Annotated in this window: 7 protein-coding genes and 2 pseudogenes; 4 read left to right on the top strand and 5 right to left on the bottom strand. The window is 56.6% G+C overall.

Features of this window, described 5'->3' with window-relative positions; genetic code table 11:
- Positions 1-80 precede the first annotated feature (80 nt).
- Positions 81-428: pseudogene (locus tag QA646_RS28950) on the bottom strand (transposase); the annotation flags it as partial.
- A gap of 101 nt (positions 429-529) precedes the next feature.
- Here QA646_RS28950 and QA646_RS28945 point away from each other — a divergent pair.
- Positions 530-1,278: pseudogene (locus QA646_RS28945) on the top strand (sulfite exporter TauE/SafE family protein).
- A gap of 357 nt (positions 1,279-1,635) precedes the next feature.
- Complete coding sequence (locus QA646_RS28940; RefSeq protein ID WP_283060734.1) at positions 1,636-2,271, top strand: flavin reductase family protein; 636 nt, start codon at positions 1,636-1,638, stop codon at positions 2,269-2,271.
- A gap of 167 nt (positions 2,272-2,438) precedes the next feature.
- Here QA646_RS28940 and QA646_RS28935 read toward each other — a convergent pair whose 3' ends face one another.
- On the bottom strand, positions 2,439-4,463 hold the full coding sequence (locus tag QA646_RS28935) for a methyl-accepting chemotaxis protein (protein WP_283060733.1): 2,025 nt from the start codon (positions 4,461-4,463) through the stop codon (positions 2,439-2,441).
- 974 nt (positions 4,464-5,437) lie between these two features.
- Here QA646_RS28935 and QA646_RS28930 point away from each other — a divergent pair.
- Positions 5,438-7,561: an EAL domain-containing protein gene (locus tag QA646_RS28930; RefSeq protein WP_283060731.1), complete on the top strand. Its 2,124-nt coding sequence runs from the start codon at positions 5,438-5,440 to the stop codon at positions 7,559-7,561.
- Positions 7,562-7,631: 70 nt separating this feature from the next.
- Here QA646_RS28930 and QA646_RS28925 read toward each other — a convergent pair whose 3' ends face one another.
- Positions 7,632-8,168, bottom strand: coding sequence for a chemotaxis protein (locus QA646_RS28925; protein ID WP_283060730.1), 537 nt, complete (start codon positions 8,166-8,168; stop codon positions 7,632-7,634).
- A gap of 386 nt (positions 8,169-8,554) precedes the next feature.
- Positions 8,555-9,817: a TadE/TadG family type IV pilus assembly protein gene (locus QA646_RS28920; protein ID WP_283060728.1), complete on the bottom strand. Its 1,263-nt coding sequence runs from the start codon at positions 9,815-9,817 to the stop codon at positions 8,555-8,557.
- A 780-nt stretch (positions 9,818-10,597) separates the two neighbouring features.
- Between QA646_RS28920 and QA646_RS28915 the strand changes: the two genes are divergently transcribed.
- Entirely contained in the window at positions 10,598-12,058 is a 1,461-nt protein-coding gene (locus QA646_RS28915) for a methyl-accepting chemotaxis protein (RefSeq protein ID WP_283060727.1), read from the top strand.
- A 214-nt stretch (positions 12,059-12,272) separates the two neighbouring features.
- On the opposite strand, the gene QA646_RS28910 is transcribed toward QA646_RS28915, so the two are convergent.
- Positions 12,273-13,913 carry a diguanylate cyclase gene (locus QA646_RS28910; protein ID WP_283060726.1) on the bottom strand — a complete coding sequence of 547 codons (1,641 nt, stop codon included), beginning with the start codon at positions 13,911-13,913 and terminating at the stop codon, positions 12,273-12,275.
- Between the last annotated feature and the right edge of the window lie 64 nt (positions 13,914-13,977).

The following is a 13,977-nucleotide window of genomic DNA, read 5'->3' as shown; positions in this document are numbered from 1 at the left end:
TTGGCCAAGGTGTGCCTTGAGACCGGATACGTTGGTGCAGATTGATCAGGCTCTTTCAGACCACTTGCAGACGGGCGAGCCATACGTTTTTTGAAGCGCAGCCCCTCGCGGCGCAAGAAGCGCCAAACGGCGTCATGCGAGACGATGACCCCTCTCACCGCCAGTTCGGCCTTGAGACCGTGCAGGCTGATTTGCGGGCTCTGCGCAATCCGCTCGGCTATGAATGCGCGATGCGGTTCCAAAAGGCGTTTGCGATGCCCGCCCATCTGACCGGGCGCGACGGAGCCGCTGCGGCGATACCGCTGCGACCACTTCACAACAGATGAAACCGAGACACCAAACCGCGCCGCCACCGAGCGGCAGCTCTCTCCCGCCGCAACAGCGCCCACGACACGTTCACGCAGATCATTCGAAAGAGGTGCGACCATCAATGCTGACCACCTCTCAGCCAGCATCTTGAATCACATTCGACATCAAAAGGGAATCTGCGATTCAAACAAAATCAGAAACGCTCTAAGGCAACCGGAACATGTACAATATCATTCTTCTTTTCTTCGCTGGTCTATTAGCGGGCAACATGAATGCGTTGGCCGGCGGCGGGTCGTTCGTATCCCTGCCAGCCCTGATATCAGTCGGAGTGCCGTCGGTTGCCGCAAACGCGACGAGCACCTTGGCCTTTTTCCAGGTGGTATGACGAGCTCATCGGTCTACCGTTTCGGGGTCAGGAGTGTGTGCGGCCTCAATGTCATGCCCATTGCTATCGTGACAGTGATGGGTGGTGTGGCCGGAAGCGTTCTGTTGCTTCTAACCCCCTCCAGGATTTTCGATGGCATCCTGCCATGGCTTTTGCTGGTGGCGACATTGATGCTGGCTGCAGGTCCGAGGCTCAGCGCAAAGCTCCGGACGCAGCCACGTCCGAATTTTCTCGCCTTCGCGACGGTTCAAGCCTTTCTCGGTCTTTATGGCGGCTATTTTGGCGGCGCGGTGGGCCTTATGATGCTGGCGGCATGGAGCGTGCTCGGGGGCGGGGAGATCAAGAGCCTGAACCCGACAAGAATGGTGATGGTAACCGCCGCAAACGCGGTCGCCGTCGTCGTCTTCGTATTGGCCGGCGCAATCATGTGGCAAGAGTGCATTCCGATGACGATCGGAGCCGTTATCGGCGGGTGGATCGGAGCGCATGTCGGACGGAGTCTGCCGGCATCGGTCGTGCGGGTGCTAACGATTGCGGTCGGATTGCTGACGACGGCGGTGTTCTTTTCGCGAGCTTATCTTTGAGTGAGGCAAGGTGTCGCTGCTTCCACGATTTTAATCCGCAATTCGGACTGCTCCGTCGCGGTCGAAGACGCAGGATCTCATCAAGCGTACTTTTATTATCTGGACCAAATCATCAGTCCGAAACTGGACCTCCGTTGCGATCCAGCTTGCTTCTAATCCTGCCTGAGCGCGATGAGGAAGTCGCCATATCGCGGTTTGGACGCGGATTCCGCTGCCGACTTACGCCAACTGCGATTTCCTTACGCGTTCGTGAAAATAGAAAAGATAAAGGAACCGACTATGTTAAGTAGTTCCCAACTCGTTACCACCGACAGCTCGACCCCTGGCGCGATAGCCGTCGACCCTGCGATCCTCTACATGGGCACGCCTGTTGTTCTGATTTCATCATTGAATGAAAACGGTACTGCAAACCTGGCGCCCATGTCTTCAGCGTGGTGGCTTGGCTGGGGTTGCATGCTGGGATTGAACAGCACCTCCAAGACCGTCGAGAACATACTTCGCACCGGGCAGTGCGTGCTCAACCTGCCTTCCGAAAAGCAGGTCGGTTCCGTCGATCGCCTCGCGTTGACGACCGGCAGCAATCCTGTTCCGAGCAACAAGACACCGATGGGTTTTCGCTATGTCGAGGACAAGTTCGGCCTCGCTGGCCTGACGCCCGTGCAGTCCGAGGCGGTGGCGCCGCCACGCGTATTCGAGTGCCCCGTTCAGTTGGAAGCTGAACTGGCTGCGGTTCATGATTTTGGCGTGGGCAACCCGAGAATTCGCTCGCCCATGAAGGCGATTGAAGTGCGAATCGTCCGCGTGCACGCCGTCGAGAGCATTTTGCGGGATGATAACAAGGATCGGATTGATCCGGAGAAATGGCGCCCCCTGATCATGAGCTTCCGCGAATTCTACGGATTGGGAGGCAATTTGCATCACTCACGCCTCAGCGAGTTTCCTGAGGAACTGTTCAAGCCGGCAGAGTTCCGCCGGAATCCCGTTACCGCTTGAAGTAATTCAAAGCCGGTTGCACTGCCGGCCGCAAGAAAAGTTTTACCCCGTCGTGTGGCGCCACCGACGGGGTTGAGTATCGCGCTGGTGTCATAGAGAAGTCACTTCGAAGCGTTCAATGTCCTCTCAGCATCGGCCGCGGCAGTCGAAGCGATGTTCAGTCTCGATCAGAACTCCTCCCATTCGCTGGCAGCCGCGCGCCCACCGAGCGCTCCTGCAACCTTGCGACCGAGTGCCCGAGCTGGCGATGCGACGGGCCTGCTGTCGTGGCGTACGGCGCGCGGCGCGGGACTGGAGCCGTCGAATTTGAAACGAGAAATCAGGCCCGCGAGCCTTGAAGCTTCGTCAGCCAGCCGGCTGGTCGCTGCCGTCGATTCTTCGACCATCGCTGCGTTTTGCTGCGTCACATGATCCATTTCGTTGACGGCGGTGCTGACCTCATTCAGGCCTGTCGATTGTTCTCTCGCAGCCGTCGCGATCGAGTGCACATGCTCGTCGATCTTAACGACATGGCCTTGGATCTGGCCAAGAGCATCGCCCGTCGCCGTCACCAACTTCACACCGGCGCCGACCTCGTCGCTGGAGCGATTAATGAGGCCCTTGATGTCCTTGGCTGCATTCGCGGAGCGCTGGGCCAGTTCACGGACTTCCTGGGCAACGACGGCGAAACCTTTCCCCGCATCACCGGCGCGGGCTGCCTCAACGCCGGCGTTCAGGGCGAGCAGATTGGTCTGGAACGCGATTTCATCGATGACGTTGATGATCTGACTGATTTCGCCTGACGCCTGCTCGATCCGCCCCATGGCTGCCACTGCGTCCTTTACGACCGCGCTCGATTGTTCGGTGCTAAGGCGCGCTTCCACGACCATGCGACTGGCTTCGAGCGCACGATCGGTCGAGCTCTTAACCGCCACGGTGATCTCTTCGAGTGCCGAGGAAGTTTCCTCGAGCGCGGCCGCCTGCTGCTCTGTGCGTTTCGATAGATCGCTAGAGGCAGAGCGCATCTCGCCGGCTCCTCCGTTGATGGTATCGATTGCTGATCGCACCTCGTCGAGAACTGAACGCAGGTTTGACATAGTCATGTTGACGTTGCTCTTCAGCGCACCAAAGGCGCCCTGGAACTCGCCCTGCATGGTTTGCATCAAATCGCCCTCGGCGAGTGCCGAAACAACCCTCTGTGTCTCGGCAATACCACGATCGATGGAGGCGACAAGCTCATTGACGCTCACAGCAAAACGATCGAGGTCGGCATCATCATATCGTTTCGTGATGCGTCGGGTAAAGTCGCCGGCAACCGCGGCCGTGACTACTTCGCCAATGCTCAATTGCAAGTCGGCGCTCTTGGCTTGCAATGCAGCCTCCTGAGCGTTCATCGCCCGGACCTTGACCCCATTCTCCTTGAAGACCTCGACCGCACGCGCCATCGACCCGATCTCGTCGCGACGCTCGGCGAAGGGAATATTCACGTCAAGATTCCCCTGGGCGAGAGTGCTCATGCTGTCAGTGATCCGGGCGATGGGCGACGCGATCGAGCGGGAGCCGAACACAGCAGCCGCAATTAGCGTCATGACCGTGAACAAGCCCACACCAAGATTGAGCTCAAGTGCCAGATCAGATGCGGCAGTCGCGTCTTCTTCGGCCTTCGCGGCCATCGTTTTCGCTGTGTCCACGCCTTCATCCAGCAAGCTGCCCACTTCGCCTGCAATGCTCAAGAGTTTCGCCTGGACTACCCTCTCTTTGACCTCAAGAGTCGGATCCTCACCGCTACTCTGCAGTTCTGCGGCTACGATGTCCTTCATCTCGGAGACCGTCGCGAAGTATGTGTCGGCCAAGGCGATGACTTTCGAGACCCGGTCCTTGTTGACCTGCAATTTCAGGCGGAGCCTGGCCTCGTCCAGGTATTTGATCGTGGACTGGTGGCGTGCGGCGACATAATCGTTGGCTTTGCTTATTTCCTCCGCAGAGCCAGCAAGCCGGATGTCACGCACTCCGACTTGCATGCCGCGCAAGGAGGCTTTGGCGTCGACCAAATCGCGGGCGATAACTGATTGATCCATTTGATCATGAGCGCGTTCATCGGCAAACCGACCGCCGAGCCAGTTTGTGAGAAGCATAATCACCACCAGAAAAACTCCGACGGCGGAAAGCAGCGTCAACTTTGTGCTGATGCGCCAAAACGTGCTTGTAGTCATGACTTATATCCTATGGAGCAACCGGGAACGCTTCATGGCCCTGCAGCCTGTTCGAAACTGGGATCGACATCATTCGATCATCTTGGACGCAATCGGACGCGTTTGCGATTGAGCTTGGTGGGGACGCAAACTGTCTACAGCAGCGAATAAGATCGGTTTCTGCGTTGAACATGCGAAACCGACTTTGTGCGGACGCTTTGCGAAGGGCTACGGATTGCGGACGGACGCGATCTGTGGCGTTCCGACTTCAGGTTTTTGAAACGGCGCGCGAGACAGTATTAATCCCTGAGCGTCAGCAACTCGGCGAAGAGCGATTCCATATAATCCGCCGTGCTCAGCATTTGTCTTTCGTTCGCGTCAAAACCTCCCGAATAGCGGCATCGCGGGCTGTTTCCTCCAGAGCAATGAGGTGGTCTTCATTGCGCGGCGACGCTTCGCAGTAAGGGAAAGGTATGATCTGGGTCATGGAGCGTCTTTCGGCGGTTGCACGATTACTTCGATTCAAGTGCCTATTTAAACGGGGTGAAGGTTAACGAATCCGTGTATTGGCGTTTTGCTATGATTATGTGTGCGTTTATCGGCGTTTCTTGCGGATGACGGCTATCGGAACAGCGGGAAATCCACTGAGAAGGGTGTGGACTAGAAGCAATAACACCGACCCGATATCCGTTTTCGGAAGAAATATGCGTTTGGCGCAATCATAAGCGGATCAGGTAGAAGAGGTCAGTTATTGTTAACTTTACGGCTGAATAACTGCGGCAGTGCTCGGATACTTCACCGACTATCGGCGTGAGTGAGCGTCGGTCACCGAGACAATTATCTGCTGCGTCATGCAGCCGGGATGACCTCTGCCATTCGAATGAATCGAACGGTTTATCCTCAAGCCAGGACTGAGAGCACTGGTCGACCTCGCGATCGCATCGATACCACGAGGTCGACGCCGGCCGATATCCATTGCAATTCTGGAACTCTTCATGTCGATCAACGTCACCGCAAAACACGTTTCAGTCCAGACCTACTCCGTCATCGCTGTGACGATCTCGTTCGTGGCCGTCGCTCTTATCCTTACCGGCCTCGTCACGCGCGTCGTTGCAACGATGACTCACTCGGCAACCGAACTAGACGACGCACGAGCCAACCATCTGACCCGTACGGTCGTCGCAGAGCTTTCGGAGCATTTAGAAGGGACGACGGCCAACAACGCTCTCTCGAACGATGCCTATGCAGCGATCGGGTCGCATGCAGCCGCCGAGTTCGCCTACAAGATGTGGGGAAAGACGAGCAAGGACACTCCGGTGTATGATGGCGTCGTCGTGTCCGCTCCAGATGGCAGCATCGTGTCCGCTTATCTCAAAGGACAATCGTTCCAACCGGACACATATTTCGGTTATGGTTTTAGACGCCAGGTCGAGGCCGCGGCAAAGCCAGGGCAACGCCCACTGGTCAATTTTTTCAAGACTAAGGACGGCGTCTCATTGGTCTCCTCGCAGGCGATCCAACCGTCAGAAATAAGTTCGACGCTTCCCAAGCTTAGCACTCTGAGCTTCTACAAGGAGCTCAGGCCGGAGATGCTCGACGCATTGGCAGACGAGCACGAACTGGACGGCCTACGGCTTCAGGCAATGCCAGAACCGGGGCTTTTGAGTGCACCCGTCAAGGATATGGACGGCGCCGAGATCGCCTATTTCGTCTGGCCGAGCAGGGCTCCGGGAGATGCTCTCTTTAGAAAAGTTTATCCTGATGTTATTGCAGCAGGCGGCATCCTTGCGCTCTTCTTGGCGGCCGTCCTTCTCGCCGGCGCCGCCGAGGCGAAGCGTCTTCGACGGTCGGCGGAAACAGCGCGTTTTGAGGCAGATCATGATAGTTTGAGCGGCCTTCTCAACAGACACGGGCTGCTCAAAGAACTTGAGCAATCTGATGGCGCGGCCTCGGCGTCGCTTTACCTGATCGATCTCGATAGATTCAAGGCCGTCAACGATGCTTGGGGACACGCCGTCGGAGACGAGCTGATCCGAATTGTCGCTACCGCCCTGCGAGATTGTCATCCGGAAATCCGGGCTGTTGCGCGGCTGGGTGGTGACGAGTTTGCGCTGGTGCATGTCGGGTCGGTTGGCCGCCACGCAATTCAGTCCTCGATCCTGGCAATTTTCATCGAGCCGTTCAGAATCAATGGGCGGACGATCGAAGTGGGCGCGAGCATTGGAGTCGCCCCCCAAACGGGAAGCATACCGCCGCTGGAGCTGCTTCGCAGAGCGGACATGGCTCTTTACCGTGCCAAGGAGAATGGCAAGGGGCAGGCGATCGTATACGAGCTGGAGCTCGACCGAGAACGCCAGCGCATCGCTGACCTGGAAGATGAGTTGCGAAAAGCCATAGACGGCGGCGCAATCGAGCCGGTTTTCCAACCGCTCGTTTGCGCATCGACAGAGGCGATCATCGGGGTTGAAGCCCTGGCCCGCTGGCGCAGCCCGGCTGGGAACATCAGTCCGGAGATCTTCATTCCGCTCGCCGAGAAGTCAGGTCTCATCGATGCTCTCGGTATCCACATGTTGCGAACTTCTATCGTTCACGCTCAGAACTGGTCGAACCTGTCCCTGTCGGTCAATGTGTCGCCGGTCCAGCTGTGTAATCCGGACTTTGCCGGCCAGGTGATTGCGGTTCTTGAAGAGGCCGGTTTCGATGCGAAACGCCTGAGTCTTGAGATCACGGAAGGTGTGTTGATCTCCAATCCGGAACAAGCGCGCCGGTCGATAGACCAACTCCGACACGTCGGCATTAAATTTGCACTCGATGATTTCGGTTGCGGTTTTGCCAGCATCGGTGCGTTGCGGTTGTTCGGCTTCGACCGCATGAAGATCGACCGCTCTCTGGTGTCGGGACTCGGGGAAAACCCCAGAGGCGTTGACGTTCTCCGCGCGACGGTTGCCCTTGCATCAGCCCTCGATATTCCCGTAACAGCCGAAGGGGTCGAAAACATACAACAGGCAGAATTATTGCGGGAAACTGGCTGCGATCAGTTCCAGGGCTATCTCCTCGGCAAGCCAATGTCGGCCGACGAGATTTCCAGTAAACTAAGCCTGGAAAATCGCGCCGCATGAGGAACGGCACAACGCAGGGCCCACTGCAAGAATCGATCAACCGGATCCAGGAGCCGGCTATTGCGAGACTTCAGACCACGGCGTCTCGCAGATTAGCACCAATGTCGTTCAGACCGATTGGACAACCAGCTGAACTGCCGGGCACCCTGCATGGCAGCGGTGTAAGCAGGGAGTTCGGCGCCGTCGGATTGGTGTCGATCTGACTCGTGGGTATTTCGATCCCCAAGGCTCGCGCGAGCCTCAGTCGGAGCACTCGCGCCGGCGAAATGACGGGCTTGAACTCCTCGACACCGCTCGTCCTGTATAGCACGCGGCGAGCCCGAAATCGGGCAATCGCACCGGAGAATTTGCCAGCGGTTTCGGCAAACAGATATATGCCTTGTCGACCGAGCACCGCTCGCATCGTCGCCATGGCGAGGTTGAAGTTTTTTTGGAGGCGCTTAAAGGCCCCCCGGTGTTCACCGCGTATCACTATGATCAGGTCTCCGGCGGCCAACGCGCTCACGGCTTGGCAATATTGAGCGATGTTTTTGTCCGTCGAGGATAGCATGGCGTTGAAAAGCATAGCGACGCGACAGAAGTTAGGATGAACGTGATCTGTCGTCATTCGTAACCGAAAGTCCCCTTCAGTCGCGGCGCTCACGACGGTTTCAACCTCGCTCAAAAAAGCGATCGTTTCCGGGTGATCTGCGACGCCTACGTGTTCGTGCGCATGGCCTCGGCGCATATCACATTGACAATTGCAGTCGGCCGGAGCCGTGGCGACGGCGGGCGATAGCACGACGTTCGGTGTTTCTGGTCTTGGGCCAAAATATCGTCGGGCTTCACGTCAATCTGCCTTGATTCCTGGGCAATCGTCGCCGTCAACGTTCGCATATATCGTTTCGCTCGAACGCGAGCGGGCAGCGGCAGCGGTTCCTTCATTGGTCATGGGTGTCGATCCAAGCAGCGCCAGACGCTCCTCTCGATCTGGTGGACCGGCGATCGACGAAATCAACGCGTCAGCCTCAATCCACGGGCGACGCTGGTCTGCGTCCCACCGGCGCCATTGAGGGGCTTTATATCCCAGTTGGTTCCATCGAGACTCATCTTATCCAGGACGATAGCGGCACGGTCATTATTCATGGCAAACGTCGAATTGAAATGAATGTTGCGGCTTGGGAGATAGATTATTCCGTTGAGGGTGGCGTTCTGGTTCCCATCGAACAGCCAGTCGGTTTTGGCGAGGCCATGCTGTTCGAAGATGAGGATATCCTTGTAAGTGCCTGCCCTTGGTGCCGACAGATCGATGTTCACATTGCCGTTGAAATGCATGCTGGACGTGTCTGCAAAATAGAGCGTAACGTCGGTGCCAATGAGTGTCGTGCCTGAATTGAAGAACCAATCCCCACTCTTGATGATATAAAGGCCGGGCGAGAATTCGATCGTGGGCGATCCGTTCGCACTCAATCCATTGCAATAGATGCCCGGCGACAGCTTGTGCACGATCTTGTTGTCAGGCAGATGGCCGCCCATTTGAGAATCGCAACCCAGGCTACTGACGGAAGGCATGGCGCTCCCGAGCGTGTCCGGCGAGACATTGCAGCCTCGCTCGACTTTGGGATTGAGTTGATTGTTGTAAGCGACTTGTGGTCCTTTGATGCAAATTCTTGCCACCTGCAGTCCGTTGCCGCCGTCGGTAAAAGTAGCGGACGGTGAGGCCGTCGAGTGAACATGAATTTCACAATCGGTCTTGTGAATTCCAGCTCCGGAATTGACGTAGAGGGCATTCTGATCCCCGTTCAAGAGGAGGATGCAAGGTGTGCCGTCAGTCGCCGGGTTTCCGGCTGAACCGACAGCCGCGGACTGGACAGATACAGGCAGTTGATCGAAGTTCAAGACTGCCAGTAGCGACGTCTTAAGGGACGCCGTAGCCTCTCCGGAGACCGTCCCATCCGCACCGATCACGAACGTAGCCGTCGGCGCATATTCGCCAAGCGATGATACGCCAGCCCGGAAAAACGTCTGTGCTTCGGCAAGCCTTTGTGCTTGCGGCTCCCTTGCTGCCGCCAGGACAGCTGCATCCAATGATTCCTGCAAGTCGGCGCGGACATTCAATGCTCGTCCCAAATCGATAGCTCCTCCTGCTGCTCCCACAAGGACGACGGCGATCAAGGCTGTTAGAACGGCGAAGTTTCCGTGTATGTCCGCGGCAAGGCGCTGGATGTTAGAATAAAGGTCCCGGTATATCCGCAGCAAAATCATCAGGAAGGTCATTGGCGTGCTCAATCAACGTTCAGAAAGTGCTGTGGAAACACCCAGACGGTGAACGAGCTATTGATTTCCTTTGGAAAATTTTCTGAGTGCCAATCTTAGCTGCGCTAAGCGGCTGGCGGCCCCATAAACCGGATAACCGGTAAAGTGCACATCGGCCAGCGATCGAGATCGGAAGCTGGTTTTGGAGTTCACGACGAAGGCGATTATGCTTGCATGCGTCTTTCTGGGGTCGGTTCGCTCTGCTCCCAAGCGGAATTCGAAGATAAGATCGCAAACAGGCGCGAGGCGCTTGGAACCTCAAGCATTTGTTGACTTGCGACGCCTGAAGCGCGACGCACGATCAGACGCGGTAAGCGGGCTGCAGAACATCAGGACGGAATGCTCCATTGCGGCAGAACTCGGCAAACCTTTTGCGTTGGGCGTCACGCGGTTCGTCTCTTCATCGAAGTTTGTCGGATTGACGTCCGCGGCTCAAATCGTTGCCTGGCGCACGCGCGGAGCAATATCCAGCGCACACAGACGCTTTTGTTTTCTTCAACTCATTTGATTGCCGCACTCAGCGGACGGAGGGGCTTGGCGGCGTAGCCGAAAATTCTGTCCGCTCCGCGCCGCTTCATCCGGATTGCGCAAGCAATTTCGTCGAACGTGCCGTTGGTAGCCGATTGTTTATCCTAACAGATCTTCTCTGGCTATTCTAATCGTCAAAAACCGAGACAGCGATCGGGATTTCTTTCTCAGGCAGAGCAAAGCTCGCCTCAGATCCAACTTAACGAGATGAAAATGAAAAAAATTGAAGAGCAGATCAAGCCGTGGAGTGAGGCGCAAAAACAGCTTGGAAAGGAGGTCAGAGACCTCGTTCAAAAAAACCTGCGTCATGTGCTGAGTTGCGCTTACCGTACGGTCAACCCGGATTTCAAAGAGCTTCCGGAGGCGCTTTATCAACAAGAGCTACGCAAGTTCAATCGGATCTCTACAGGCGATTTTTCGGAGGCATATTTTGCCGAACAGGCCGAGATTGCCAGCAACATTGCTCAGATGGTGGAATACTCGGTCTATCTTTCGCCGGGCTACGCCAGCTATGCGGCGGAATTGGTGATCACCCTTGTCGACGGCGCTAAGTGGAGAACGGCCGCTAAACGTCGAGAGCTCATTCGCAGTCTTTTGAACTCGATCTTCATTGATGTATCGGTTGCGATGTATCACTTTTTTGCAGAAATCTCGGCTACCGCTGAAAAAGAGCGCGCCGACTTCGATCGCCGGCTCAAAGAAAGTGAAGCAGAAGCTGACCGGGTCTCCATGACCAAGCTCAGCGAAGCGCTCACTTCCCTTGCAAACGGAGACCTTACCTACCGAATTGAGGCGGCGTTTCCTGGAAAGAGCGAGGCCGCTAAGCACAACTTCAACGGCGCAACTGAAGCTTTGTTGGATGCAATGCTTCATATCAGTGCGACAGCGGAGGCCATTCGCACTGGCACCGACGAGATTGCGACAGCATCCGACGACCTTTCCCATCGCACGGAACGGCAAGCAAATTCGCTTGAAAGGACCGCCGCGGTCATCGAGGAAATCACAACCACCGTGCAACGCACTTCCGAGGATGCCAAACGGGCGACTCAAGTGGCATCCGGCGCCAAAGCCGATGTCAATCGCTCAGGCGAGATCATGAACCAAGCGGAACAAGCGATGAGTGAAATCGCCAAAAGTTCCAGGCAAATCAACCAGATCGTTGGGGTCATCGATGAAATAGCCTTCCAGACCAATCTGCTTGCGCTGAATGCGGGCGTCGAGGCCGCGCGTGCTGGCGATGCGGGCAAGGGCTTCGCAGTCGTCGCGTCCGAAGTGCGTGCTCTGGCGCAGCGCTCGGCTGAAGCCGCCAAGGAAATCCGGGGACTTATCGCCACGAGTTCAGAGCAGGTGCAGCAAGGGGTTGAGCTTGTGGAAAATACGAGCCGGACGCTGGGGATTATTGTAAGCAAGGTCAACGAGATCGATAGACTGATAGGGGCAATATCCGCCTCAGCACAAGAGCAGGCTAGCGGCCTTACTGACGTGAATGCCGCCATAGTGCAAATGGATCAAGTCACACAACAGAACGCGGCAATGGTTGAAGAAACAACAGGTGCTGCGTCCGAACTCCGAGCGAAGTCGAGACACCTCACTGATTTGGTCAACCAATTTAGACTTTCCGATCGTAGGGCCGTTCGTTCGCATTCTGCCAGAAGCGTCGATATTGCAGCGTAATTTGTGAACGTGCAGCTCACGAAGCGGCGCGGGCGCGTCCAGATGGCGGGACGCGCCCACGCAACGGCTTTCGTTCGAAGCCTGATCAAGCGTCTGGCTGCTTCCCGCACCGTCCGACTGGAGCGCGGCATTGATCGCGTGGAGGGGTAGAGTCGGTGCGACCTGCTACCAACAGCTATAGGAGGTATGAAAAGGCGCTTGTATGGATTGCCTCTTACGAAACAACCCGGTTGCGGCCGCTCTTTTTCGCCGCATAGAGATTCTGATCGGCGATCGCCAAAATCTCGCTCGGAGAATTGGCGGACAGGCTACCGGCGACGCCTATGCTGATCGTGACGAGCAGCCCGTTGCAGATCTGCGCCCAGTCCCAGCGTTCAATCGTCGAACGCAGCCTCTCGCAGACATCGGCCGCCCCTCCGGGAGGGCCCGCCAGCAGGACGACAAACTCCTCGCCGCCAAAGCGGATCGCCTGATCGGTAATCCGCAACTGGTTGCGCAATATGGTTCCAATGGCGCTAAGCACCTGGTCGCCGATCATATGGGAGAAGTTGTCGTTGATCGACTTGAAGTGATCGACATCCAGCATCGCGATGGAATATGGACGCGTCTCGGACGCCAGCTCCTTGAAGCGGCTGTCAAGATATTTGCGGTTATAGAGCCCAGTCAGCCCGTCAAGATAAACGGCGCTGGCAAGGATATCGGTTTCCTCCTGCAATTTCTGATAGGAGGCTTCCAGCGTTTCGGCGCGCTTCGACTCTGTCTCCGCGACTTCCTTGAGCCGCTTGGTTTCATAATAGATTTCGGCCAGGCGTGCGCGCTGCTGGGTTCTCTCGGCGCTGTTCTGCAGATATGCTTGGTGGTATTTCTTGTGGGCCTCCAGCGCCAGATCGAACTGCCCCAGCCCTTCATGCGCCTGAGACAGATAATAATAGATCTGGATATAGGAATCAAAACTGCCGCCCTCGCCGATCGATTCCATCGCCTCGAGCAGCAGCGCTCGGGCGTCCGCGAATTTTCCATAATTGATGTAGATCTGACCCAGGGTGTAGAGATATTGCTGCCTGTCCCTGACATAGCTGTTTTCTTGAAACAGCTGGTAGCGCTCCATGCACTGGAGCGCCTTTTCGTGCTCACCGATATGGCTGTAGTAATCGGCGTTGTTGCCGAGACAAATGCGGGCTGCCCAGCTGTCGCCGGTTTCGATTGCGATGTCGAGCGCCTGGTCGGTCAGCTCAAGCGCGCGCAGCAGCAGCCGGTGTCCTTCCTCCGGTTTGCCGAGGGCTTGGGCAATATATCCGCTCTCCGAATGGGCGCCGCCGAGATTGATGAGCCACCAGCATTCATAGGTCCTGTCGCCGATCGATCTGGCGAGTTCGACGGACCTCTCGCTCATCAGGATGGCCCGGTCGGGTTGCTTGTTGTACCAGAAGATAATTCCAATAACGTTGGTCGCTAGACTTTGCGCTTTCAGATCGCCGTTCCTATCAGCCAGCTCCAATGCGCGGGTCGCCTCCTCGATCGCTTCTTCTGGCAAACCCAATTCCAGGAGCAGCCATCCGAAATACGCCCGGGCGTAGGCTTCCTGGGTCGGCTCCCCGGTCAATTTCCAGTAATCCACCGCTTGGCGGACATGCGTTAGCCCGAGTTCGGCCTTGCCGATCTGAAAGCAGTACCAGGCAATATCGGTATCGCATTGAGCGGCGAGCCGATCGTCGCCCTGCGACCTGGCCTCGGCCAGAAGTCGGCCGGCAAGTGTCAGTGCCTCATCCGACCGGCCTGTGCATGCAAGGTGCCACGCGTGCTGTAGGCTGAAGTCCGCGTTTTGAGTGCTTGGCTCGATATCGATGATTTGCATGTTAAACGCCAAGAAGCATTTGAAATGGGGAGGAGGCACTCACTGACACGAGCCAACTGGTTAC

The sequence above is a fragment of the Rhizobium sp. CB3090 genome (assembly GCF_029714285.1).
Lineage (GTDB): Bacteria > Pseudomonadota > Alphaproteobacteria > Rhizobiales > Rhizobiaceae > Rhizobium.
The sequence above is the reverse complement of the archived record's forward strand: the minus strand, read 5'-3'. Positions and strand labels throughout refer to the sequence as shown.